Annotated in this window: 22 protein-coding genes and 2 pseudogenes; 13 read left to right on the top strand and 11 right to left on the bottom strand. The window is 61.6% G+C overall.

Features of this window, described 5'->3' with window-relative positions:
- The 4 genes and pseudogenes from AACZ55_RS08100 to AACZ55_RS08115 all read left to right on the top strand — a co-directional run.
- Positions 1-506 (top strand): annotated as a pseudogene (locus AACZ55_RS08100) (LD-carboxypeptidase); the annotation flags it as partial.
- 133 nt (positions 507-639) lie between these two features.
- Positions 640-1,551 (top strand): alpha/beta hydrolase, encoded by a 912-nt coding sequence (locus AACZ55_RS08105; protein ID WP_339645017.1) that lies wholly within the window; start codon positions 640-642, stop codon positions 1,549-1,551.
- A gap of 120 nt (positions 1,552-1,671) precedes the next feature.
- Positions 1,672-2,403, top strand: coding sequence for a cell cycle transcriptional regulator TrcR (locus AACZ55_RS08110; protein WP_338609411.1), 732 nt, complete (start codon positions 1,672-1,674; stop codon positions 2,401-2,403).
- 157 nt (positions 2,404-2,560) lie between these two features.
- Entirely contained in the window at positions 2,561-3,319 is a 759-nt protein-coding gene (locus AACZ55_RS08115) for a sulfite exporter TauE/SafE family protein (protein WP_339645021.1), read from the top strand.
- A gap of 69 nt (positions 3,320-3,388) precedes the next feature.
- Here AACZ55_RS08115 and AACZ55_RS08120 read toward each other — a convergent pair whose 3' ends face one another.
- Complete coding sequence (locus AACZ55_RS08120; RefSeq protein WP_338609408.1) at positions 3,389-3,565, bottom strand: DUF465 domain-containing protein; 177 nt, start codon at positions 3,563-3,565, stop codon at positions 3,389-3,391.
- Between the two features lie 212 nt (positions 3,566-3,777).
- Between AACZ55_RS08120 and AACZ55_RS08125 the strand changes: the two genes are divergently transcribed.
- On the top strand, positions 3,778-3,993 hold the full coding sequence (locus AACZ55_RS08125) for a DUF465 domain-containing protein (protein ID WP_338609407.1): 216 nt from the start codon (positions 3,778-3,780) through the stop codon (positions 3,991-3,993).
- Positions 3,994-4,063: 70 nt separating this feature from the next.
- A complete protein-coding gene (locus AACZ55_RS08130; protein WP_339645025.1) occupies positions 4,064-4,876 on the top strand; it encodes a siderophore-interacting protein in 813 nt (270 codons plus the stop codon).
- Positions 4,877-5,011: 135 nt separating this feature from the next.
- On the opposite strand, the gene AACZ55_RS08135 is transcribed toward AACZ55_RS08130, so the two are convergent.
- On the bottom strand, positions 5,012-7,276 hold the full coding sequence (locus AACZ55_RS08135; RefSeq protein ID WP_339645028.1) for an AI-2E family transporter: 2,265 nt from the start codon (positions 7,274-7,276) through the stop codon (positions 5,012-5,014).
- A gap of 153 nt (positions 7,277-7,429) precedes the next feature.
- Between AACZ55_RS08135 and purE the strand changes: the two genes are divergently transcribed.
- From purE to rpsU, 3 genes are all read left to right on the top strand, one after another.
- On the top strand, positions 7,430-7,924 hold the full coding sequence (gene purE / locus AACZ55_RS08140) for a 5-(carboxyamino)imidazole ribonucleotide mutase (protein ID WP_264226592.1): 495 nt from the start codon (positions 7,430-7,432) through the stop codon (positions 7,922-7,924).
- The gene (locus tag AACZ55_RS08145) at positions 7,917-9,011 is read left to right on the top strand and encodes a 5-(carboxyamino)imidazole ribonucleotide synthase (RefSeq protein WP_338609402.1); all 1,095 of its coding nucleotides are present in this window, start codon (positions 7,917-7,919) and stop codon (positions 9,009-9,011) included. Before purE ends, AACZ55_RS08145 begins: the two co-directional genes overlap by 8 nt.
- 161 nt (positions 9,012-9,172) lie before the next feature.
- The gene (gene rpsU, locus AACZ55_RS08150; protein WP_041529391.1) at positions 9,173-9,397 is read left to right on the top strand and encodes a 30S ribosomal protein S21; all 225 of its coding nucleotides are present in this window, start codon (positions 9,173-9,175) and stop codon (positions 9,395-9,397) included.
- 99 nt (positions 9,398-9,496) lie between these two features.
- On the opposite strand, the gene AACZ55_RS08155 is transcribed toward rpsU, so the two are convergent.
- From AACZ55_RS08155 to AACZ55_RS08195, 9 genes and pseudogenes are all read right to left on the bottom strand, one after another.
- Positions 9,497-9,835 carry a hypothetical protein gene (locus AACZ55_RS08155; RefSeq protein WP_339645033.1) on the bottom strand — a complete coding sequence of 113 codons (339 nt, stop codon included), beginning with the start codon at positions 9,833-9,835 and terminating at the stop codon, positions 9,497-9,499.
- A gap of 2 nt (positions 9,836-9,837) precedes the next feature.
- A complete protein-coding gene (locus AACZ55_RS08160; RefSeq protein ID WP_339645036.1) occupies positions 9,838-10,644 on the bottom strand; it encodes an alpha/beta hydrolase in 807 nt (268 codons plus the stop codon).
- A gap of 55 nt (positions 10,645-10,699) precedes the next feature.
- Positions 10,700-11,344, bottom strand: a complete 645-nt coding sequence (locus AACZ55_RS08165) for a DsbA family oxidoreductase (RefSeq protein WP_339645039.1) — start codon at positions 11,342-11,344, stop codon at positions 10,700-10,702.
- An 89-nt stretch (positions 11,345-11,433) separates the two neighbouring features.
- Positions 11,434-12,057 carry a LysE family translocator gene (locus AACZ55_RS08170; protein WP_339645042.1) on the bottom strand — a complete coding sequence of 208 codons (624 nt, stop codon included), beginning with the start codon at positions 12,055-12,057 and terminating at the stop codon, positions 11,434-11,436.
- Between the two features lie 57 nt (positions 12,058-12,114).
- A complete protein-coding gene (locus tag AACZ55_RS08175) occupies positions 12,115-13,518 on the bottom strand; it encodes an NAD(P)(+) transhydrogenase (Re/Si-specific) subunit beta (protein WP_339645063.1) in 1,404 nt (467 codons plus the stop codon).
- 8 nt (positions 13,519-13,526) lie between these two features.
- Positions 13,527-13,826, bottom strand: a pseudogene (locus AACZ55_RS08180) (proton-translocating transhydrogenase family protein); the annotation flags it as partial.
- 2 nt (positions 13,827-13,828) lie between these two features.
- A complete protein-coding gene (locus AACZ55_RS08185) occupies positions 13,829-15,367 on the bottom strand; it encodes a Re/Si-specific NAD(P)(+) transhydrogenase subunit alpha (protein WP_339645045.1) in 1,539 nt (512 codons plus the stop codon).
- A 59-nt stretch (positions 15,368-15,426) separates the two neighbouring features.
- Positions 15,427-15,600 carry an aa3-type cytochrome c oxidase subunit IV gene (locus tag AACZ55_RS08190; RefSeq protein ID WP_338609389.1) on the bottom strand — a complete coding sequence of 58 codons (174 nt, stop codon included), beginning with the start codon at positions 15,598-15,600 and terminating at the stop codon, positions 15,427-15,429.
- Positions 15,601-15,642: 42 nt separating this feature from the next.
- Positions 15,643-17,448, bottom strand: a complete 1,806-nt coding sequence (locus AACZ55_RS08195; RefSeq protein ID WP_339645049.1) for a M3 family oligoendopeptidase — start codon at positions 17,446-17,448, stop codon at positions 15,643-15,645.
- Between the two features lie 182 nt (positions 17,449-17,630).
- On the opposite strand from AACZ55_RS08195, the gene AACZ55_RS08200 reads away from it, so the two are divergent.
- The 4 genes from AACZ55_RS08200 to dxs all read left to right on the top strand — a co-directional run bounded on the left by AACZ55_RS08200 (position 17,631) and on the right by dxs (position 24,818).
- On the top strand, positions 17,631-19,112 hold the full coding sequence (locus AACZ55_RS08200; RefSeq protein ID WP_339645052.1) for a sigma-54 dependent transcriptional regulator: 1,482 nt from the start codon (positions 17,631-17,633) through the stop codon (positions 19,110-19,112).
- A gap of 142 nt (positions 19,113-19,254) precedes the next feature.
- Positions 19,255-20,916, top strand: coding sequence for a L,D-transpeptidase family protein (locus AACZ55_RS08205; protein WP_339645054.1), 1,662 nt, complete (start codon positions 19,255-19,257; stop codon positions 20,914-20,916).
- A gap of 227 nt (positions 20,917-21,143) precedes the next feature.
- A complete protein-coding gene (locus tag AACZ55_RS08210; RefSeq protein ID WP_339645057.1) occupies positions 21,144-22,778 on the top strand; it encodes a DUF882 domain-containing protein in 1,635 nt (544 codons plus the stop codon).
- 96 nt (positions 22,779-22,874) lie between these two features.
- Entirely contained in the window at positions 22,875-24,818 is a 1,944-nt protein-coding gene (gene dxs / locus AACZ55_RS08215; protein WP_339645060.1) for a 1-deoxy-D-xylulose-5-phosphate synthase, read from the top strand.
- Positions 24,819-24,936: the final 118 nt, after the last annotated feature.

A 24,936-nucleotide genomic window follows, 5' to 3' on the forward strand; every position in this document is an offset into this window, starting at 1 on the left:
GGTGGACCGACCAGCTACTCGACTGGTCCGATCCCCAAAACCAGATCCGACCCCGTGAGCGCCACCCCTCCTCGGGCCCGTGGATCCTGCGCGGCAGCGGCATGGTGAGCGGTCGCTTGATCGGGGGGTGCTTCGAGGTTCTCGAGATGCTCAAAGCAACACCATGGTGGCCGCCGCTCGACTATTGGAACGGTGCGGTGCTCTTTCTCGAATCATCTGAAGAGGCGCCTGGCGCCGATCATGTCACCCGCTGGATGCGCAATCTTGCCGCGCAAGGTATTCTTGATCGCATCAATGGGGTGTTGCTCTCCCGTCCCGCCGGCATGGATGGAGCGGGACAAGCGGCCCAAGAGGCAGCAGTCCTCGGCGCGCTTGACGAGCGCGGCCTGAAAGACATGCCGGTCATCGGCAATCTCGATTTCGGCCACACCGATCCGATCGTTACGCTGCCCTATGGCGGGACGGCCAGCATCGATTGTGACACCGGCGAAATCCGGCTGACCTGACACCCAGCCGTCGGACCCGGTCCCCATGTGTCGGTTTGGCAACGGATCGGTCACGATTGCGTCAAAGCTCACAACCACACTTGCCACCACGCACTCTTGCGATGATTTTGGAGCGTCCGGGGGCGCGACCGGTATGATCGATATCTTGATTGAAGGCTGGATGAACCAGACTACCCTGCGCCTTGTCGGCGGCCTCGTGCTGGCCTCGCTGATCCTTTATCTGCTGGTGGTGGCTGTCGCCTATACCTTCCAGCGCGAGATGGTCTTCCCCCGCCGTTTCGTTAACGCCCTGCCCTTTGCAGCCATGGTCGGTCCCGATTTCGAGCGTGTGACGCTTGAGACCGCCGACGGGGAGAGGCTCAAGGCCTATTTCAAGCCTCCGATCGAAGGCGCACCGATGATCGTTGCCTTTCACGGCAATGGCAGCGTTCCCGAGCCGCAGGCTGTAAGGTTCGGCAGTGCGCCATGGGCCGATGCGGGCTTTGGCGTCCTCTCGTTTGCCTATCGCGGCTATCCCGGTTCAACCGGCACGCCAAGCGAAGAGGGACTGCTGCTCGATGCCGAAGCCGCCATCGCCTATGCCCAGAGCCACGCCCCCGGCAGCCGGCTGGTCTTTATCGGCCATTCGCTGGGGACCGGGGTCGCCGTCGCCATGTCGGAGCGCTATCCCAGCCAGGCGCTCGTCCTTGAAGCGCCCTTTTCGTCCCTGCCCGACGTCGTCGCCGCCACCATGCCGTTCCTGCCCGGGCAATTGGTGCGCGACACCTTCTTTTCCTCGCGCCGCATCGCGGGCAGTCGGGCCGATACCATAGTGATCGTCCATGGCGAGCGCGACACTGTGGTTCCCGCGTTTCTCGGCCGCCGCCTGTTCGCCGTCGCACCGCACGGGGTGTTCATGTCGGTCGAGGATGCCGACCACCTCAATCTGCGTGGGATGCGCGATCCCGAAATCCTCGATCTGGTCATCAACGGCTACCCACCCGAACCGACTCCGCAGAGTGAACCGGTCGGCAGCCCCGATCCGCTGGAAACCGGCGCCGTGTGATTGCTGATTGCATGATCGGCTTTTGGCCCCTATATTGAGCGCCAAATTCCCCCTCATTCCAGATTGGCGAGGCGGGCGGTTCGGAGGAACACCGGGCCGCAGCACAGGAGAGATTTACCCATGGCCACACAATTGCTCATGCCCAAGGCGACCGCCGTCTGGCTGGTCGAAAACACAGGGCTGACCTTCAAGCAGATCGCCGATTTCTGCACCCTGCATCCGCTCGAGGTCCAGGGCATCGCCGATGGCGACGTCGCTGGCGGTATCCGCGGTGTAAACCCGATCCAGAACGGCCAGCTCAACCGCGAGGAGATCGCCAAGGGCGAAGCCGACGAGAACTACAGGCTGAAAATCTCCGAGCCCAAGGTCAAGGTGGCAGCCCCCAAGCGCCGTGGCCCGCGCTACACGCCGACCTCGCGCCGCCACGAGCGTCCCAATGCCATCAAATGGCTGGTCCGCAACCATCCCGAACTCAAGGATGCCCAGATCATGCGCCTGGTGGGCACCACCAAGTCCACCATCGAATCCGTACGCGAAAACACCCACTGGAACGCGGCCAATCTGACCGCCATGGATCCTGTTACGCTCGGGTTGTGCTCGCAGATGGAATTGGACATGGAAGTGCGCAAGGCGGCCCGCACCGCCGGGATCACCGAGGACGCGCCCGAGGGCACACGCCTGATGACCGCAGAGGAAGCGCTCAACCGCGCCCAGTATGAGCCCCAGGAAGGCGAAGAATCCACTCATACGCCTGCCCAGGACAATTACGATGCCGAGCGCGAAGCCGAATCGGTCTTTGCCAAGCTCAAATCGCTCAAAGGCGACGATGCGGACGCCGACGACCGCGAATAGTTCTGCTGTTATCCTGGCTTCAGACGGCCCGCTGCCCCACCGCAGCGGGCCGTTTTCCGTTCGGCGTTCGCTATCGGGGCTACGGTTCTGGGCGTCCCGGACTTGACATCAGGGCCATTTGCCCACGCTATGCCGCCCTGTTCCCCGTCCAATCCCCATGTTTCAATTGACGTTCTTTCTTGTCGCTGCGCTCGCAGTCTTTCTCGTTGCTCTGTCGAAATCCGGTCTGGTCGCGAGCCTGGGCGTGGTCGGCGTGCCTTTGCTGACCCTGGTCATGCCGGCTCGCGACGCCGCCGGCATGATGCTGCCGCTGCTGATCATCATGGATATCATCGCGCTGATCGCCTATCGGCGTGAAGTCGCCTGGAAAGTGTTCTGGATACTGCTGCCCGGCGCCATGGTCGGAACGTTGATCGCCTTTTCGCTTTCGGCTGTGGTCAGCGAGGCCATGGTGCGCCTGGCCATCGGCCTGATCACGCTGGCCTTCGTGCTCGACGCCTGGCTTCCCTTGCGCAAGAAACTCGAGGGCCTGCCGCCATCGCGGCCCTGGGGAACGTTCTGGGGTTCGGTTGCCGGGTTTACCAGCTTTGTGAGCCACACGGGCGGCCCCCCGGTTCAGATCTACATGCTGCCCATGCGGCTGCCGCCAGCGCTTTTCGCGGGCACCAACGCTGTATTCTTTGCCGTAATCAATGCCAGCAAGATCCCGTTCTATTTCGTCCTCGGCCAGCTTTCACTCGCCAACATGCAGGCCGCGCTCTATCTCGTGCCTGCGGCGATTGCCGGCATGGTGCTCGGCGTGTTTCTGGTCAGGCGTATCGATGCAGGTCTTTTCTACAGGGTGGCCTATATCCTGATTTTCCTGCTCTCGCTCAAGCTGATCTATGACGGTCTTGCCGGATTGTTTTTCGCCTGACCGCGGACACTAAAAAAGGCCGCAGCTTTCGCCGTGGCCTCACAGAAATCACAAGTCTATGAATGGACCTTAGTGAGTGGTCTCGTACTGAGCGCGCACCAACTGGTCCTTGAGTTCAAGTTTCTTACGCTTGAGAGCGGCGATCAGCAGCGCATCGCGGGCCGGATGGCGCATTTCTTCGCTGATCTTTCGTTCCAAATCCTGATGCCGCCGCTCCAGGGAAGTGATGTAAGTCTGTGAGGTCATGGCCACTCCTTTCATCATTGGACGACAGTATCGTCACATTCTTTGCGGCCTTTGTCCAATGGCAAATCTATGGCAGAAAGAGGCTGGAGCGCGCTGGGAGAACGCTGCAGATTTTCCCGGTTCGAGAGCACAATAAAACAATGGCTTAGAGTGCCGAACCGACTCGATTGGGGCCAATCGCGCTCTGGTACGGGTCCTGTGGGAAAACAATCATGCTGCCATTGGACAAGGAAATCGAAGCACGGCTCGGGCTTGAACTGGCCACCAAACGCCAGGAACACGCCGATCTCGACGCCGCAATTCATACCCTGACGGCATCGGGGCTGGCCGACATCACGCTGATCCAGCGGCTCAAGAAGCGCAAGCTGGCCCTCAAGGACCGGATCGTCCAGATCGAGCGGATCATCCTCCCCGACATAATAGCGTGACATTATGTTAAGTTGACTTAATGCCTCATCATTTGTAGGTCAGCCTCGAGCTTTTTGAGGATGATTTGCGATGACCCAACATGCCCGTCTTGTCGAACGCGTTCGTCATGAACTCAAATTCAGGGTTGCAAAGGTGGTCAAATCCGAGCGCATCACGCCGCTGATGGCGCGGATCACGCTCACCTCGGACGATTTCGAAAGCTTTGTTTCCCTTGCCTATGACGATCACTGCAAGGTGTTCTTCCCCGAGCCGGGTGCAAACGACTTTCCGGTTCCCGAACGCGGAGAAAACGGGCTGGTTTTTCCCGATGGCAAACGCCCCGAGGCGCGCGACTATACGCCCCGTTACTACGACAACGCCGCCCGCACCCTGACGCTCGATTTCGTACTGCATGGCGACGGCCCGGCGTCGGGCTGGGCACAAAACGCAGGTCCGGGCGACACGATAGGGGTCGGGGGCCCGCGCGGTTCGTTCCTCGTCCGGGGCGATTTCGACTGGTATCTGCTCGTCGGCGATGAAACCGCGCTTCCCGCCATTTCCCGCCGGCTCGAGGAATTGCCGCGCGACGCCCGCGCCATCGCCGTCATCGAGATTGCCGACAATGGCGAAATCCAGAAAATCGACGCGCCCGACCATGCCGAGATCCACTGGCTGAGCCGCGAAGGTGCCCAGCCGGGCGATCCCCACAGGTTGCTTGGAGCCGTTCAGGCCCTGGAACTGCCCAGCGGCGACGGCTACATCTTCGTTGCGGGCGAAAGCGCCATGAGCAAGGCGGTGCGTCACCACATGGTGGACGAGCGCAGACACAACCCCGACTGGATCAAGGCCGCCGGGTACTGGCAGACGGGCAGCGAGGATTTCGACGACGGCCACGCTCACTAAAGCATTCTTCGGAAATGGAGCATGTCCTCGACCCGATCGGGGATGGAAACGGTTTTGCGGTTCGGACACGCGACAAAACACGAGGTTAGAGCCGATCCGGGTTGCACAGGTGTTAAGACGAGGTCCTGGAGCCCGCTAAGCGACGGCTTCGTCTTCCTCGGCCTCGCGTCGCAGCAAGAGGTCCCTGATCTCTGCGGCTAGCGGGAGGACGGCCTTTTCGAGCAAAGCGATTTGCGCCTCATCGTAGAGGCTGGGCGCCTGATCGAAAATTGCCAGCACCGCGCCCAACTGTCCGTCTTCGAGCGGAACCGGGACGCCCCCATAAGCCCTCACTCCGCTTTCCACGACAGTCCGCAGATGGGCGTAGGGCGAGTGTTGCAGATCTTCGATAATCAGCGTTCCCGACTTCTTGAGCACTTCGTGGGCCAGATGTTCGGAATGGCTTTTGTTGGAACCGTCGCCGCCTGAATCGATAAGAGGCACGATGGTCACCATCGCCACCGTCGTGTTGGCCGACCGCGCCAGCCGCCGCAGCGATCGTGAAATGTCTGGGTCTGCGGCAGCCTGTGCCGAAATGGCCCGGGCCGAAAGGCGCAATTGCGGGACCGCATCGGGATCGTCTTGGGCCACCATACCGTGTCCCCCCAGCGCAAGAGCGATTGCATGCTCGGCCAGCGCAATCGAATGGGCCACCACATCGATCTCGTCGGTGGTGCCTTCTCCCCGTCCGCCATTGTATTCGGGATGGAAATAACCGGCGACCACGACCATTTCCGGCTTGATACGCTTGAGGCGGCGGGCCGCATAGCGCGCATACACGTCAGGTTTCTGCCCAAGATAGCAAAGGCATGCCACCTCGGTCTGCGACAGGTCGATCTGGGCGATGCCCTCCTTGCGCAACGCCACCGGTGCCATCACCTGAGCCGAAAAGCCACGCGCCCGCACCCGTTCGGCGACCATGAGCGCCATGGCCTGATCGAGCTCGGTCTTGCCTCCGAACACCCGGATACGCGCACCATCCTCCCCGTTGTCGGGCACGGTTTCGGCAATATCGTCAAGCACCTCGGAAAGGGTCTCCACCACACGATGGCGATGGGAGGGATCGGCGAGATCGCCCGCGATATCGGCTTCGGCCAGCCGCAGGGCCGGCACGGCGATATCGTCGTAAAACGCCGCAATTCCATCCTTTTCGATTTCGCGGTCGGCAAGGTCGGTCGCTTCTTCGACATTGCCCGAGATCAGCCTTTGATAAAACCGCTCCTGGGGCAGCAGCACCGGCGCGCTGCCCAGTATGGTTTCGATAAAGCCCAGACCGGGCACATAGCGCGCCATGACCACGATACACACCGTCAGCGGCATGGAGACAATCAGCCCGATCGGGCCCCACAGCGTGGCCCAGAACATTGCGGCGACCAGCACCGCAAGCGGGGTCAGCCCCGTCGAGGTGCCATAAAGCCGCGGTTCGACAATGTTGTTGGACACCACTTCGAGCACCAGGTAGAGCCCGATGACCCCGAACAGCATCGTCCAGCCCGGATCGACAGCCACCGCCAACAGGATCGGAATGGTTGCAATCATCAGCGTACCCACGAACGGGATATAGCGAAATACGCTCGCCAACAGACCCCAAAGGACCGCGTTGGGGACGCCAAGCACAAAAAGACCCGCCCCGAAGAGCGTCCCATAACCGGCGCTGATTGTCGCCTGAGCCAGAAGATAGCGGCCAACGCGGGCGCTGGCTTCGTTCATGGCCTCGGTGCTGGCGCGCAGATCGCCGCGACTGGCCAGCTTGAGAAACCGGTCGCGCAACTCCTCGCGCTCAAGCAACAGGAATATGAGAAAGATCGTAACGATCAGGACCGACGCCAGCGGACCGATGATCGAGAAAAACACCGTCTGAGCTGTTTCGAGCGACCCCATGCCGTTATCGGCTATGACCACCTGGATCGGTTCGGGACCCTGCTCGGCCAGCGTCTCGGCGCTGGCCTCCACCTGCGCGCCCAGCCGTTCGATAGTGGCGACGAGCCTGTCTATGACCTGCCCGCCCCCGAACGTCTCCTGGAGCATCCGGAGCTTCTCGCTGATCGTTGCCTGATAGCGCGGCAGATCGGATGCCAGCGAAAGCATCTGCGAAAATGCCAGATAGGCGACACCCGAAATCAGCGCAAGCACCGCCAGCACCGAGACAATAACCGCAGCAATATGAGGCGTTCCGACCCGACGCAGGCTGTGAACGACCGGACCCAGGGCAAAGGCGAGCAGCACAGCCAGAACCAGCGGCACGAAAATACCGCGCCCCAGATAGAGCACGGCAACAATCAGAACGAAGGTCAAAATCGCCGCGACCGGCTGGAAGCCCATCAGCGAAGGCGCCGGGGTAACCGGCGGTTTCGTGTCCATCTACTGTTTCCCAATCCAAGCCCGTCTGGACCCCGCGATCTCAAAACGCCATGCGCCGGCTTTCGTTCCCTGCACCTGCCAACAGATGCTGCGGCTTGAACCTTTTTGGCTTATCGGATACAGCCACGCTTTAGCCAATTGAGGGCCGGGCTCTTGGTTTCATCTCCTCCTATCGCAATCGTCATGGGCAGCCAGTCGGACTGGCCCACAATGCGCTTTGCCGCCGAAACGCTCGAGGCACTCAGGCTCGATTATGAAGCGCGCATCGTCTCGGCGCACCGGACCCCGCTGCGCATGGTCGATTTCGCCACAACGGCGCGCGAGGACGGCTTTCAGGTCATCATTGCCGGGGCCGGTGGCGCCGCGCACCTGCCGGGTATGATTGCGTCGATGACCACACTGCCGGTGCTGGGCGTGCCCGTGGAAAGCAAGGCCCTGCACGGGCAGGATAGCCTGCTCTCGATCGTCCAGATGCCCGGCGGCGTTCCGGTCGGCACCCTGGCCATCGGCAAGGCCGGCGCGATCAACGCAGCGCTGCTTGCCGCCTCGATCCTCTCGCTCGCCGATGAAGAGCTTGCGGCACGGCTCACCGAGTGGCGCACCCGCCAGACCAACGCAGTTGCGGAGTTTCCCAAGGACGATGACTGACAGCCACCCTCTCCAGCCCGGCAGTTCCATCGGCATTCTGGGCGGCGGCCAGCTTGGGCGCATGCTCTCTCTAGCGGCAAGCCAGTTGGGCATGAAGACCCATATCTACTGCCCGGACCCGCAAAGCCCCGCTTTCGATGTCACCCCCACCAAAACCATTGCCGGCTATGATGATGTCGCAGCCCTGAGGGCCTTTGCGGGCGGCGTCGACGTTGTGACCTACGAGTTCGAGAACGTGCCGCTGGCCACCGCAAAGGTCATCGCCGACAACGTGCCGCTGCGCCCGGGCGCCAAGGCACTCGAAGTCAGCCAGGATCGCCTGGCCGAAAAGAGCTTTCTGAGCCGCGCCGGTGTTGCCATCGCGCCCTATCGCGCTGTCGCCAGCCTCGACGAGTTGCAGGCGGCAGTCGCCGAAATCGGTCTTCCTGCCGTCCTCAAGACCACACGGCTGGGCTATGACGGCAAGGGCCAGCGCATGATCGCCAAGCCTGACGACCTCGAAGGCGCCTTTGCCGAGCTTGAACCGGGCGCCCCTTTGGTTCTCGAAGCCTATGTCCCGTTCGAAAAGGAAATCTCGGTCATCGTGGTGCGTGGCGCCGATGGGGCCGTGGTCACCTACGATCCGGCCGAAAACATTCACCGCAACCACATCCTCAAGACCTCGACCCTGCCCGCCACCGTTTCCGATGCCGTGGTGATCAAGGCCAGGGCCGTCGCCGCCGACATTGCAACCGCGCTCGATTATGTCGGCACCATGGGCGTTGAATTTTTCGTCGTATCCGATGGCGACGATCCGCAGATCCTGGTCAACGAAATCGCCCCCCGTGTCCACAATTCCGGCCACTGGACCCAGGCCGTCTGCATCACCGATCAGTTCGAGAATCACATTCGCGCCATTTGCGGCTGGCCACTGGGCGACACCACGCGGCTGGCTGGCGTGGTGATGGAAAATCTGCTCGGCGAGGAAATCTTTGCCACAGCCGCGCGGTCGACGGGCAACATCCAGCCCCATGTCTACGGCAAGGCCGAAGCCCGGGCCGGCCGCAAGATGGGCCACCTCAATATCGTCAGGCTCCCCGAAGACTGACAAAAAGCACAGATTCCGGGCCTCGCCGGTGGACACGGCCCGACTCTTCTGGTAACTACCGCGGCCACGGTGACCGGCAAGTGTCGGTCGGCGCTGGATTGCTTTTGGCCTCCGGCGTTTGATATCAGCCGAAATTCTAACCGAAAGGGCGGGTGTTCCGCGTGCAAGTAGTCGTTCGCGATAACAATGTCGATCAGGCGCTTCGGGCGCTGAAAAAGAAGTTGCAGCGCGAAGGTGTGTTTCGCGAAATGAAGCTGCGCAACTATTACGAGAAGCCTTCTGAAAAGAAGGCACGGCAGAAGGCCGAGGCGATCCGCCGCGCCCGCAAGCTTGCTCGTAAGCGTGCACAGCGCGAGGCTGGTGTTGTAACCGGCGGTCGTCGCTAAGAGGGCTTCGCAAAGCGCGAAATCTCTTGCATCTGCGACTGTTCGACATGAACGTATTTGCAGAAAAACGCCGTCCCTTGGGGCGGCGTTTTTATTTGCCTAGGCTCCGGGCATATCAAGGATCGGCATCACCTCGACACCTTCACCCGGGAAATGGGTGAAATGGGCATGATTGCGAAACATCTCCGCGGCCGCCTGATGGTCGGCTGCCTCAACGATCACATACGCCGCAGCGGTATTTGTGATGTCGGCAATACCGTCCGGACCGACCTTCTTTGTCTTGCCCAGCGGCCCGCCGGCATCGACCACGCGCGATGCGTTGGCTTCCATCCATTCGCCCCAGGCTTTCATCCCCGCTGCTTCGTCCACCCGGCCGTCGGCCTGCGCCTTCTCGGTTGCAGTTGCGGTTCCCGTATAGATCGCCAGAAATTTCGGCATTTTCAGCCTCCCTGTGCTGTATCAGCAAAGAACGCCTGAGCCCGCTCCCAGATCCCGCGCGCCCACAGATCGGAATGATCCGCCCCCTCCTCGATCCAGATATCGTAAGGATTTGGCGCGTCCGCATAGAGCCGCTCGCCGTTCGAAACGCTCACCGTTCGATCGGCGGTACCATGCGCCACAAAGACCGGCTCCTCGACCGCCCCGATCCAGTCGTTGGACCGGAACTGGTCGAGCATCAGCCAGGCGACCGGCGCAAAAGGATACCGTTCGGCGGCCACGCTCACCGCCGAATAGAACGGGGTTTCCAGGAGCACCGCCTCGGCCGCGCGTTGGCTGGCGACCCACACGGCGGGCGATGCTCCCAACGAACGGCCCCAGACCGCGATATTGTCCTCGCGCTCGTCGAGCCAATCGAACGCCGCGATGGCATCGGCCAGCACATTGTCCTGGGTGATTTCGCCCGGCGACAGCGGAAAGCCGCGATAATCGACCGACAAAAAACCGTATCCCGCTTCAGTGAACGAAAGAAACCGATCGTATTCGGCCGAAAAGCTTCCAGAATTGCCCTTGAGGTACAGGATCGTGGGTTCACCGGCTGACGGCGGCGCATACCAGCCGGTGATCACCTCGTCATTGCTGGTGGGAATGGTGACGATCTCGGCATCGACCCCCACTGCAACCGGATCGAAAATCTCCCCGGCAGGATAAAAGAAAAACGCCCGCTGATTGACGTAAAGATAGGCCAGCAGCCCACCGTAAACGACAATCACCAAGACCAGAACGCCAATGGCGATCTTCTTGAACATTTCCGATTTCCTCCCGGCGGACCCTGTCCGTGATACCGCCGGGAGAACGGATCGTCTAGGTCAGCTCTTCCTGGCCCAACGCCACGCGAAACGCCCGCTGGAAAACCTCGAGCGGCTGACCTCCGGAAATGGCAAACTGGTTGTTGAAGATAAAGAACGGCACACCGTTGATGCCCTGTTGGCTGGCCGAAACCGCCATCGCTTTGGTTGTGCTGTTCTCGGCCTCATCGGCAATCAGCTTGAGCGCCACTTCGCGCGCATAGCCGTGCTCGGCAGCGATATCGGCCAGGAGGTCATCGTCTGTGATGTCCTTGCCCTCGAGGAAATAAGCGGCCGCAAATGCCTTGGCCAGACCATACTGGTGTTCGGGCGCTGCCGAGCGGATCAGCGTATGCGGCTTGATGGTGGGATAGCTCATCGGCTGCACGCTCATGTCCAGCGGCACCCCGGCATCGCGCGCCGCGCCCTCGACCCGCGCCTGCATGGCATCGATATCGCCGCCATATTTTGCCTTGAGCCTTTCCTTGGTGTTCTGCCCTTCTTCCGGCGTCGTCGGATCGAGCAGGAACGGGTGATGCAAGATCTCGACGTTTACGTCCTCAGGCAGCGTCGCCAGCGCCTGATCAAGCCGCGCCGTGCCGATCAGGCACCAGGGGCATACGACATCGGTGAACAGATCGATGCGGATGGATTGGGTCATCGTGTATCCTTTGCGTTGACGACAACATGGCCATTGGCGCCAAACCGCTCAAGTACGCACATCGATGTAACCAGGACAAAAACACGGGATCAGGATCGGGTGGCAATCAACAGCCAGATGGCGATAACGACCAGCAAGAGACCGAAAACGATGCCCAGTCGCTCGCGATGATGTGGCTGCACAAAATAGGGCTGCAGCGCCGACGCTCCCAGAACGATGGCGATATGAACCAGCGTGGCCGCGAGCACATAGACCGCCGCAAGCGTCAGAAAGGCCGAGGGCATCGCCCCATCCGCAAGGAAATTGGGTAGCACGGACAGATAAAAGGCTGCCGCCTTGGGATTGAGCAAATTGGTGATGAGGCCGCGGCGAAAGAAAATCCAGTTCGAGACCGTCAGCGTGTGCTGTTCGACCGGACGGCGCGAATCGCGCCAGGTATCGTATCCAAGCCAGACCAGATAGAGCACCCCGGCCCACCGCACCGCTTGATACAGCCAGTCAACCTCGCTGATCAGTGCCGCAAGTCCGATGGCCGCCAGCCCGCCGACAATAGCCAGACCCAGCGCCACACCGGCCACTGCAAAAATCCCCGCCACCCTGCCCCTGTCGACCCCCAGAATGGCCAAATAGGCCATGTTGGGTCCGGGCGTCAGCTCGACGGCGATTGCGGTGGCAAAAAATGCCAAAAGGGTGGAAAGGCTCAGTGTGTCCATGATGGAGAGTGGAGCGCCAGACCAAAAAAGAAAAGGGCCCCGAAGGGCCCTTTGTGATCAGTGATCGAACGCCTTGACGATGGATTCGGTCATCTTCTTGGCGTCCCCGAACAACATCATGGTGTTGTCGCGGAAGAACAATTCGTTCTGCACCCCGGCGTAACCCGCTGCCATGCCGCGCTTGATGAACAGCACAGTGCCCGCCTTTTCCACATCGAGAACGGGCATGCCGTAGATCGGCGAGGCCTTGTCGGTCTTGGCCGAAGGGTTGGTGACGTCATTGGCGCCGATGACGAACGCCACATCGGCCCGCGAAAACTCGGAGTTGATGTCCTCGAGCTCGAACACTTCGTCATAGGGCACATTGGCTTCGGACAGCAGCACGTTCATGTGCCCCGGCATGCGGCCCGCCACCGGGTGAACGGCATAGGATACATCCACCCCGGCTGCCTTGAGCTCATCGGCCATTTCGCGCAGCGCATGCTGGGCCTGGGCCACAGCCATGCCGTAACCGGGCACGATAATGACTTTGGACGCGTTCTGCATGATGAAGGCCGCGTCTTCGGCCGAGCCCTGCTTGACGGGGCGCTCTTCCACATCACCAGAGGCCGCAGCGGCATCATCGCCCCCGAACCCGCCAAGGATCACCGAAATAAAGCTCCGGTTCATGGCCTTGCACATGATGTAGGACAGGATCGCGCCCGACGACCCCACCAGCGCGCCGGTAATGATCAGAGCCGTGTTCTCAACGGTAAAGCCGATGCCCGCCGCCGCCCAACCCGAATAGGAGTTGAGCATGGAGACCACCACCGGCATGTCGGCGCCACCGATCGGGATGATCATCAGCCCGCCTAGGATCAGCGCAATCAGGGTGATGATCCAGAACAGGATCGGATCCTGCGTCACCGAGAACACACCAATCAAAATGACCAGCAACGCACCCAGCCCCAGATGGAGCAGATGCCGGGCCGGCAACAGGATCGGCTTGCCGCTCATGCGCCCATCGAGCTTGGCGAAAGCAATGACCGACCCGGTGAAAGTGAACGCGCCGATCGCCGTGCCGATGCTCATTTCAATGAGCGCCTGCATGTGGATATGCCCCGGCTCGCCGATGCCGAAAGCAACCGGCGCATAAAGCGCTGCGGCCGCCACGAACACGGCGGCAAGGCCGACCAGCGAGTGGAAGGCAGCGACCAGCTGTGGCATGGCCGTCATCGGCACGCCGCGTGCGATAAACGCCCCGATGCCGCCGCCGATGGCCAGACCGCCGATGATCAGAACCCAGGCGAACGGATCGGTGGGGGCGGCAATGGCCAGCGTTGTCAAAACGGCAATGGTCATACCGACCATGCCCATGGTGTTGCCCCGACGCGCCGTAGTCGGCGACGACAGCCCGCGCAGCGCCAGAATGAACAGCGCCCCGGCGACCAGATAGGCCAGGGCCGCGATGTTTGCGGAAATCATGTGTCCTAGCCCTTCTTCTTGTACATCGCCAGCATGCGCTGGGTGACGAGGAAGCCCCCGAAGATATTCACCGATGCAAGGATCAGCGCGAAAAAGCCGAACCAGCGGGCCGGGCCGGGTTCACCGATCGATGCAACGCCAACGGCAAGCAGCGCCCCCACCACGATCACCGAGGAGATCGCGTTGGTCACCGCCATAAGGGGGGTATGAAGAGCCGGTGTGACCGACCAGACGACGTAGTAGCCCACGAAGATCGCCAGGACGAACACCGAGAGGAAAAAGAAAAAGGGATCGACGACACCGCCCATTATACGTCTCCATCCGTCTTTTTGACCGCAGGCTTTTTCGCTGCGGGCTTTTTGGCTGCTGTGCTTTTCGCTGCCGGTTTGCGCGCTGCAGCGGTTTTGGTGGCCAGCTTTTTGGTCGCCGGCGCCTTGGGTGCTGACGTGCTTGCGGGCGAGCTCTTTGCCGCCGCCGATTTTGCAGCAGGCTTGGCCACCGGCTTGTCTTCGGCCGGAACCGACACCGCACCCGCGGTCGCCACCTTGGCGGCCCGTCCCTTGCCCGAAGCCCCGGTCTTGGCCGGCGCCTTGGCCGTCGGCTTGCTCTCGGCCTTCGGTGCAGCCTTGGTAGCTGCGGTCTTGCCCGTGGCCGCCGTCTTGGCGGGCGCCTTGGCAGTCGCTTTGGCCGGAGCCCTCTTGTCGGCCGGCGCGGCATCGGCTGCCCCGGCAAAGTTCGGATGCACGACGGCGCCGTCGCGGGTCAGAAGCGTTGCCTTGACCAGCTCGTCCTCCCAATCGACCTTGAGGCCCTTGGCGTCCTTGTCGATCATGGTTTCAAGGAAGGCCAGAAGGTTCTTGGAATAGAGCTGGGAGGCCGTCGCAGCAATCTTGCCCTGCAGATTGAGCAGCCCGATGATCGTTACGTCCTTGTGCACGATCGTCTGTCCGGGAACCGTCAATTCGATATTGCCGCCCCGCTCGGCGGCGAGATCGACAAGCACCGAACCCGGCGCCATCGATTCAACCATTGCCTTGGTGATCAGTTTGGGTGCCGGACGCCCGGGGATCAGCGCCGTGGTGACGACGATGTCCTGTTTGGCGATATGCCCCGAAACCAGTTCAGCCTGCGCCGCCTGTTCGTCCTTGGTCAATTCCCGCGCATATCCGCCCGTGCCAGAAGCGTCTTTGAGCGCCTCGGTCATGATGAACTTGGCGCCCAGCGATTCGACCTGCTCGCCCGCTGCGGCGCGCACGTCGGTGGCCGAAACGGCCGCGCCGAGACGCTTTGCCGTGGCAATGGCCTGCAGCCCGGCAACGCCGGCCCCCATGACGAACACCTTGGCGGCGCGTACCGTGCCCGCCGCCGTCATCATCATCGGCAACGCCCGGTCATAAACCATCGAGGCTTCGATGACCGCCTGATACCCGGCAAGGTTGGCCTGGCTGGACAAGATGTCCATCACCTGGGCCCGCGTGATGCGCGGCATCAACTCCATGGCGAAGATCGAGACCCCTGCCTTGGCCAGCGCGGCCAGCGCCGCTTCATTGCCGAACGGGTCGGCAGTGGCCAGAACCAAAGCGCCCTTGGCGGCACCGGCAAGAGCCGATGCTTCGGGACGCCGGACTGCAAGGATCACATCGGCGCCCTTGACAGCCGCCGCAGCGCTCGCCTCGACCTTCGCCCCGGCATCGGTGTAAAACTGGTCGAGGATGCGCGATGCTTCCCCCGCCCCTTTTTCGACGCTCACGGTTGCGCCAAACCCGATGAGCTTGGCGATCGTCTCGGGCGTCGCTGCAACGCGGGGCTCTCCCCCCACGCGCTCGCGCATTACGGCAATTTTCATGAAACCCTACCTCATATGGCCGGCAGCAAGAATAGCCACTTCCCCCTGAGTCGGGAGATCTAGTGGACGAAGATCAGATACAGGATCACCAGTATTACTGCCGTGGAGATCACGCTCCACTTGGTGCCGGAAAGGAATGCCGCATACGTGCCCGTATGCTCCTCGAATTCCTTTTCCTTCTGCTTTTCGCTGATCGGCTTGTCTGAATAAGATGCGACCTGTTGTTCGGCCATCGCAGCTTTCCCCTGAATTTTTCGAGTCTGAATGGGCGCCCTTTAGGGCTGAGTTTGTTCCAGTTCGTCAATGAGTCTTTCGATCATGGACAGCCCCAGCGACCAGAATTGCGGATCGCGGGCATCCAGTCCGAATGGCGCTAGCAGTTCGGAATGATGCTTCGAGCCCCCGGCGCTCAACATGTCGAAATACTTTTCGGCAAATCCGTCACTGGACTTTTCATACTGTGCGTAGAGCGAGTTCACAAGGCAATCGCCGAATGCATAGGCATAGACATAGAACGGAGCGTGAATGAAATGCCCGATATAGCTCCAAAGGACTTCATAGCCGTCGTTGAGCCTGATTCCCGGTCCGAGGCTTTCGGTCGAGGTTTCCATCCAGAACGCTTCGATCTCCTCGGGCCGCAATTCCCCTTCGCGTCGTGCCAGATGGATCTTGCGCTCCAGCGTGTAAAACGAGATCTGCCGCACGACGGTATTGAGCATGTCCTCGATTTTGCTGGCGATCAGCGCAAACCGCTGCTTGGGATCGCTCGTCGCATCGAGAATGGCCCTGAAGGTCAGCATTTCGCCGAAAACGCTCGCCGTTTCCGCCAACGTGAGCGGCGTGGGCGCCATAAGCTCGCCCTGCCCCGCCGCCAGCCGCTGATGCACCCCGTGGCCCAACTCGTGGGCCAAGGTCATCACATCGCGGGTGCGGCCCATATAGTTGAGCATCAAGTAGGGGTGCGCCGTCGTCACCGTGGGATGCGCAAAAGCGCCCGGCGCCTTGTTGGGCTTGACCGCCGCATCGATCCACCCGCTGTCGAAAAACGGCTGCGCCACCTCCACCAGTTTTGGCGAGAACCGGCCATAGGCGTCGAGCACTGTGGTCTTTGCCGTTTCCCAGTCGAAAATCCTGTCGTCCGATGTCGGCAGCGGCGCATTGCGGTCCCAGGCGTCGAGCTTGTCCTTGCCGAACCATTTGGCCTTCATCTGGTAATAGCGGTGCGATAGGCGCGGATAGGCATCGCGCACGGCTTTTTCCAGCGCATCGACAACGTCGCGTTCAACCGAATTGGCAAGGTGACGGCTGTCGGCAACATCCTCATAGCCGCGCCAGCGGTCGGAAATTTCCTTGTCCTTGGCCATCACATTGGTGATGTGGGCAAAGAGCTTCTTGTTGGCCGAAAGCGTTGCGCTCAGCCCCTTGAACGCTGCCGCGCGCTTGTCTTCGTGTTTGTCGCTCAAGAGATTGAGCGTCTGCTCGAGCCCCAGCGTTTCGCCATCGATTTCGAATTTGAGCGAAGCCATGGTTTCGTCAAACAGCCGGTTCCAGGCGGCATGCCCGGTGACGTATTTGTCGTGGAACAGCTCTTCCACCCGGTCTTCGAGCTGATAGGGCCGCGACTTGCGCAATTCATCGAACCACGGCTTGTAGCGCGCCAGATCGGCGCTGTTTTCGAACGCCGCGTCGAGCACCCCGTCCTCGATCCGGTTGATCTCGAGCGTGAAAAACAGGATGCGGGTCGAAAGCCCGGTCATCTTGTCCTGCGTGTCGCCCAGAAATTTCACCCGGTCACCATCGCCGGTGTTCTGCGCATAATTGAGATAGGCGAAAGATCCGAGCCGTCCGAAAACCTCGTCGAGCTTTTCATAGCGCCTGACCGCATCGATCAACCCACCCGTTTTCGCAAGCCCGTCGAGCTTGCCCTTGAAATCGGCTTCGAAGGCTTTGGTTTCGGTATCGAGGAACGCCATGTCGGCCTTGAGTGCATCGGACTCGACACCGGGGTAGAGATCGCTCAAATCCCATTCCGGCAACTGGCCGAACTGGTTGTGGGTCGATTGCGGCTGGGACACAGACATTGGCAAGGCTCCGGCGATCCTGTTTTTGTGGCACCTTACAGAGCGCCCTGTAAGACAACAAGGCGGCATGGCCCCACGGTCCACCCTTAAAACCCTGTTAATCGATCCCGCCTAGCCTGACCCAAATCGGCACACTCTCGATTCGCGTGCGCCGGCGTTTGTAGGCTGGAGTTGCGTTGCATATGCACAAGGTTCTGATCGTCGACGATGATCCCATTCAATCTCGTCTGACCTCGGAAGTCGTCGCCAAGGCCGGGTTTACCGCACTGACAGCGGATTCGGGTGCAGCGGCCCTCGATCTGCTTCGCACAAAACCGGGTATCGGCGCCATGATCCTCGATATGGTCATGCCCGAAATGGACGGCATGGCGGTGCTCGAGGCGCTGCGGCGCGAGACCATCGCGATTCCCGTCATCGTCCAGACCGCCCAGACCTCGCTCGATACCGTCATTTCCGCCATGCGGCTGGGCGCCGTCGATTTCTTCGTAAAACCCGTCGCCCCCGAACGCATCACCATTTCCCTGCGCAATGCCCTCAAACTCGGAACGCTCGAATCCAGTCTCAAGGCCGAACGCGCCCGCCGCGAGGGCAGTTTTTCGTTTGCCCACATCATCACCAAAAGCGAGGCGATGACGCGCACCATGGCGCTGGGCAAGAAAGCTGCCGCCAGCACCATCCCCGTCCTGATCGAGGGCGAATCCGGAGTGGGCAAAGAGTTGCTCGCCCGCGCCATCCAGGGCTCGGGCGACCGGGCCGGCAAGCCGTTCATCACGGTCAATTGCGGCGCCATCCCCGCCAATCTTGTGGAATCGATTCTGTTCGGCCACGTCAAGGGCGCCTTTACCGGCGCCACCTCCGACGCACCGGGCAAATTCCGCGAAGCCCATAATGGTACGCTGTTTCTCGACGAAGTGGGCGAACTCCCCCTCGATACGCAGGTCAAGCTGTTGCGCGCCCTCCAGGAAGGTGAGATCGAGCCGGTCGGCGCCTCACGCCCCACAAAGGTCAACGTCCGGGTGATCTCGGCGACCAACAGGCGCCTGCTCAATCTGGCGCGGGACGGCGCGTTCCGCGAGGACCTCTTCTACCGCCTCAACGTCTTTCCCATCTACCTGCCGCCGCTGCGCGAGCGCCGCGATGACATCGCCGGTCTCGTCGATCATTTCATCGCCCGCTTCGCTGCCGAAGAGGGCCGCCGGGTCACCGCGATTTCCCCCCAGGCGCTCGATATGCTCCTCGCTTTCGATTGGCCGGGCAATATCCGCCAGCTCGAAAACGCCGTATTCCGCGCCGTCGTTCTGGCCGAACATCCTGTACTGTTGCCCGAGGATTTCCCGCAAATCCTCGCTGCTGAAAAGGGCCGCGACGCCGCGCACAGCGATCGCCCCGCAGGTTTCACACCGTTGGCGCCCGTCCATATCGACAACGCTCCGGCGATGCCGCGCCTACCCGATACAACGCCCATCGCCATCCCCGACCGGTTCCTCGATGCGGCCGGCAACGTGCTGCCATTGGCCGACATCGAAAAGGATCTGATCGCCTTTGCCATTGATCACAATGCCGGTCGCATGGCCCAGGTCGCCCGCCAATTAGGCATCGGGCGTTCGACCCTTTACCGCAAGCTCAAGGAATATGGGCTCGAAGGAGCAGCCGATGTTGCCTGAAAGCCGCAAAGACCTGATGAACCCGTTCACGAACCCGGCACGTTGCTTGCAGGCGACCGCAAACCCGCTAAACTTTCTCCGGTTCGCGCATAGGAAAGATTCGCCAGCAGGGCGGACGGATGCGCCGATGGCTTGGTGCGGCATGATGAAGACTTTGAACTCCGGGCTCAAAGCGCTCCTTGTGGGCGCCTTTGCGGGCATTTCACTTCTTGGTTTCAGCGCGACGGCCACCGCGTTCGAAACGGTGATGGTCGATGGCGTCCAGGCGACGCGCATCATGATCGCGCCGCCGCGCAACACGCTTGAGCAGACAATTCGCGACGGCCTGCGCGACGCCATGGCCCAAGCGCCCTCCGGCCGGGCTGCTGACGATGCGTCCCGGCTCTATTATTTCTACGGTGCCCGCCATTTCGAGCCGCTCTGGCTGACCGAAACCGACGACGGCATCGTTTTTTCCGGTGCTGCCAAGCAGATCCTGGCCGTCTTCGAGGATGCCTATCTTCAGGGCCTCGATCCGAACGATTACAGCATCGATATGGCCAAGCTCGACGCCGCCGCCGGCGATCCTGCGGCACTGGCTTCCCTCGAAGCCGAGTTTTCAGCGGCCATCCTCCATTATGCAAACGATGCTCATACCGGCCGGCTCGACCCGCGCTCGGTGTCGGGCTATATCGACCTCGCGTCCAAGAGCGTGGACGAGGCCGAACTGTTTTCGGCAGTGGCCGAGGCGTCCGACCCGGCGACTGTCCTTTTGAGCTATCACCCGAACCATCCCGAATTTATCGCCCTGCGCGACCTGCTGGCCAGCCACTACGCCGGTGAAATCGAGGACCTGCCTCCGATCGCCGATGGCAAGCTCATCAAACTCGGGATGGCAGACCCGCGCGTCCCCGCGCTGCGTGAGCGTCTCGGACTTGCGACCGCGCAAACCGCCCCCCTGGTTTACGATGCCGCGCTGGCCCAAGCGGTCGAAGCGTTCCAGACCACCATCGGCCTCAACCCCGACGGTGTGGTCGGCCCAGCGACCATTGCCGCCATCAACGGGGCAAACGGTGCCACCCGTGCCGATATCGTCGCCAACATGGAACGCTGGCGCTGGATGCCCGAGGATCTCGGCACGTTCAACGTCTTCGTCAACATTCCCGAATTCCGCCTCGACGTGAACCGGGAGGGCCGCTCGGTCTGGGACACGCGGATCATCGTGGGCACCGCCAAGAACCAGACGCCGCTGTTTTCCGACATGATCCGTCACGTCGTCACAAACCCGTATTGGAACGTGCCGTCCTCGATCCTGAGCGCCGAAATCTTCCCCCAAGTGGCGCGCAATCCCAACTATATCGCCAGCCAGAATATGGAACTGATCTATCAGGGCAACGCCATCGACCCCTGGATGGTGGACTGGTCGCGCGCCAGCCCGTCCATGTTCCGCGTGCGCCAGAAGCCAGGCACCTCCAACGCGCTGGGGCAGGTGAAATTCCTGTTCCCAAACTCCCACGACGTCTATCTGCACGACACCAATGCGCGATACCTGTTTGACCGCTCGATGCGGGCGCTCAGTCATGGGTGCGTGCGCGTTCAGGACCCGTTCGGTTTTGCCGAAGCCCTGCTCCAGCATGAGCCCAGCCTCACCGTCGCCTCGCTCGAAGGCACGCTGGGCGGCAGTGAGCGTTGGTTCAACATGGACCAGCAGGTCCCTGTCCATCTGGCCTATTTTACGTTGCGGATCGATCCCGACGGGACCGTCAAATCGTTCGCCGATCTTTATGGTCACAACGCCAAAGTCATTGAAATGCTTGGCCTCTGAGCCAATGCCATGGCCGGGACCGTTAAGGTCCCGGTAACGTTCCTGCCATGCTCGCGCCGCCTTTTTCGCCTAGCCTGCAAACCTGAGGGCAAAGCGCGGGCTGGCGTACACATCCCGTTAGCGTTAACAATCTCGCATGAGTTTGTTGTTAGAGTGCCGTCGAGTTTGACACAAAAACGGGCTAACCGGGCGTGACGCGTATTAGGGCTTTTCAACCAGTCGATAAGATGATGCGGGCGGTTCTGGCCCTGGCAATCGCATTGGCCAGCCTGTTGCCGTTCGCCTTTCCGGCCCAGGCCGCCAACGAGCGCGAAATCTATCTCTATTATACCCACACCAAGGAAACGATCCGCATCGTTTACAAGCGCGACGGACGGTTCATTCAGTCGGCGCTCCAGACGCTCAACGTATTCTTGCGCGATTGGCGCCGCAACGAGCCGGCCAACATGGACCCCGCGCTGTTCGATCTTTTGTGGGAAGTTTATCAGGAAACCCGCGCCACCCAGCCCATCCACATCGTTTCCGCCTATCGCTCGCCCCAGACCAACGCCATGCTGGCCGCCAATTCGTCCGGCGTTGCTGACAATTCCCAGCACATGAAGGGCAAGGCGATCGACTTTTTCATTCCCGGCGTTCCCATCTCTACGCTGCGAGCAGCCGGCATGCGCAAGCAGATCGGTGGCGTGGGATATTACCCCACCTCGGGCAGTCCGTTCGTCCACCTCGATACCGGTTCGGTGCGCGCCTGGCCACGCATGACCGAGGCCCAGCTTCGCGACCTGTTCCCCGATGGCCGCACCATGCACGTTCCCTCCAATGGACGCGTTCTGTCCCAGGAAGGCTATCAGCTGGCCCAGGCCGAATGGCAGCGCTGCCATCGCGTGCCCTGTAACGCCGGCAGCCCCATGACCGGAGGCGCCGTGCAGGTGGCCGACAGCGATCGTCCGCGTACACTCTGGGACATGATCACCGGCGGCGATGAGGATGCAGCACCCCAATCGGCCCCGCAGGCGGTGGCATCGGCTCCCGCGCCCGTTCAGGCGTCCGCCCCGGCCCAGGCTGCGGACCGTGACACGGCGCCCGTTCAGCTCGCCAGTATCGAACCCCCCGCCCCGCCGGTCCGCCCGGCTGATCTGATCGCGGGTACCATGGTCGCCGGTACGCCCGAACCGCAGACGATCCCCTTCCAGGTGATCGATGCCGCCGAAATGACCCGCCAGGTCGCCATGGCCGATACCGACGGCATCGAAGATGCCCCCTTGCCCCCCTCGATGTCGCGCGCCATGGCCGAATTGCGCGCCACAACCCCTTCGGCCTATGCGCCCTCGGGCGGCGGCTCGTTCGAGCTGGCCGATGTAGAGGAGGCACCGACTCCTCAACCGCGGCCGCAATTTACCCCCGCTATCGCAGCTTCGGTTGCGCCCGCCGCCCCGCTTCCGACAACCGAGCTTTCGATGCGCCCCAGCTTTGGCGACACCATCGAGGCTGCCTCTGTCGATCCGTCTTCCGAACTCGACGCCTTCGCCTCCCTGTTTGACGGTGTCGTCATGCCGGGCGCCGCTGAGGCCACAGAATCGAGCGAGCCGGACGCCGCGACGGCCAATGCCATGGCCAGCCTTGCTGTTGACGCCGGAACGCTTTATGCGCCTCAACTGGCAGCCAGCGACACGACACTGCTGGCCTCCGCAACCCTGTCGAGCAGCCAGTTCGCCTTCGAAGGCGCTCCCGATACCCCCACGACAGCGGGCGACGATGTAACACTCGCCACCGGTTTTGCCCGCACCGCCTCCCTGGGCCATTCGAGCTCAGAATTCACGCCGGGCCAAACCATCTGGGTTCATTACGACAGCCAGGCCAACTGACACAGTCTGGTCCTCTTTGGTTGCCAAAACGGCGCCGGCTGACTACATCAGGTCAGCATGGTGATGCCGTTCGAAGTCAGTCATAAGGCCAACTAAGTGTCCGATAAACCAGCAACCCCGCTGCTCGATACCATCGCTTCTCCTGCCGATCTCAAGGGATTGAAGCGCGAGCAACTGGCCGATCTTGCAAGCGAGCTTCGTGCCGAGGTGATCGATGCGGTTTCGGTCACCGGCGGCCATCTTGGCGCCGGTCTGGGCGTTGTCGAACTCACCGTGGCCCTGCACCATATTTTCGATACGCCCAACGACCGCATCGTTTTCGACGTCGGTCACCAGGCCTACCCGCACAAGGTTCTCACCGGCCGCCGCGACCGCATCCGTACCTTGCGCCAGAAAGACGGGCTCTCAGGCTTCACCAAGCGCGGCGAGAGCGAATACGACCCGTTCGGCGCCGGGCATTCGTCGACCTCGATTTCGGCCGGCCTGGGCATGGCCGTGGGCTCTGAACTCAAGGGCGAAAAGCGCAACGTGATTGCCGTAATCGGCGACGGCGCCATTTCGGCCGGCATGGCCTACGAAGCCATGAACAATGCCGGCGCCATGGACGCGCGCCTCATCGTCATTTTAAACGACAATGACATGTCCATCGCCCCCCCCACCGGCGCGATGAGCGCCTATCTCGCCAAACTGGTTTCCGGCCCCGCCTATCGTGGCCTGCGCGACGCCGCAAAACAGTTCGTCGATAGCGTGATGCCTCCCTTCATCAAGGACAAGGCCCGCAAGACCGAGGAATATGCACGGGGCTTCTGGACCGGCGGCACGCTGTTTGAAGAGCTGGGCTTTTATTATGTCGGGCCTATCGACGGCCACAACCTCGATCATTTGTTGCCCGTGCTGCGCAACGTCCGCGACGCCGAAACCGGCCCCATCCTGATCCATGTCGTCACCCAAAAAGGCAAGGGTTATGCCCCGGCCGAAGAATCGGCGGACAAATATCACGGCGTATCCAAATTCAACGTCATCACCGGCGCCCAGGCCAAGGCCCCATCCAACGCGCCGTCATACACCTCGGTCTTTGCCGAGAGCCTGATTGCCGAAGCGCAAAAGGACGAGGCGATCGTTGCGATCACCGCCGCCATGCCGGGCGGCACCGGCATCGACAAGTTTTCAAAACACTTCCCCGAGCGCAGCTTCGATGTCGGCATTGCCGAACAGCACGCGGTGACCTTCGCCGCCGGGCTGGCGACCGAGGGGCTCAAACCCTTCTGCACCATCTATTCGACCTTCCTGCAGCGCGCCTATGACCAGATTGTCCACGATGTGGCGATTCAGAAACTGCCGGTGCGCTTTCCTATCGACAGGGCGGGTTATGTCGGCGCCGATGGTCCCACCCATGCCGGCGCGTTCGACGTCGCCTATCTGGCCACCCTGCCCTCCATGGTGGTGATGGCCGCCGGGGATGAGGCCGAACTGCGCCATATGGTGGCGACCGCCGCAGCTTACGACGAAGGCCCCATCGCCTTCCGCTATCCGCGCGGCGAAGGGGTCGGCGTGGACATGCCCCAAACCGGCGTTCCGCTCACCATCGGCAAGGGCCGGGTGCTCAAGGAAGGCACGACCATCGCGCTGCTTTCATTTGGTACAAGGCTGGCCGAATGCATGGCCGCCGCCGAAACACTCGGCACATATGGCTTTTCGACCACCGTCGCCGACGCCCGCTTTGCCAAGCCGCTCGATGAGGAATTGCTTGCGCGCCTCGCCCGCGAACACGCGGTGCTGATCACCGTCGAGGAAGGCGCGATCGGTGGTTTCGGATCCCATGTCGCGACCCGGATGGCCCAGCTCGGCCTGCTCGACAATGGTTTGAAATTCCGCCCGCTCGTCATGCCTGATCGCTATATCGAACAGGCCGGCCAGGGCGATATGTATGCCCAGGCCGGGCTCGATCGCTCGGGCATCGTGGCAACGGCGCTCACTGCACTGGGTGATGAAATCAACGCGGCCCAGGTGCTCCGGGCCGCGGGTCGCGAGATCGTCTAGAGCGTGCCCGGCAAAAGCATGTCCTCGACGCGATCGGGGATGGAAACGGTTTTGCGGCTCGCAACACGCGACAAAACAAGGGCTTAGAGCCAAGGATTTGAGTCAATCAAATCCTGAA

Source organism: uncultured Pelagibacterium sp., from assembly GCF_963972885.1.
Taxonomy (GTDB): domain Bacteria; phylum Pseudomonadota; class Alphaproteobacteria; order Rhizobiales; family Devosiaceae; genus Pelagibacterium; species Pelagibacterium nitratireducens.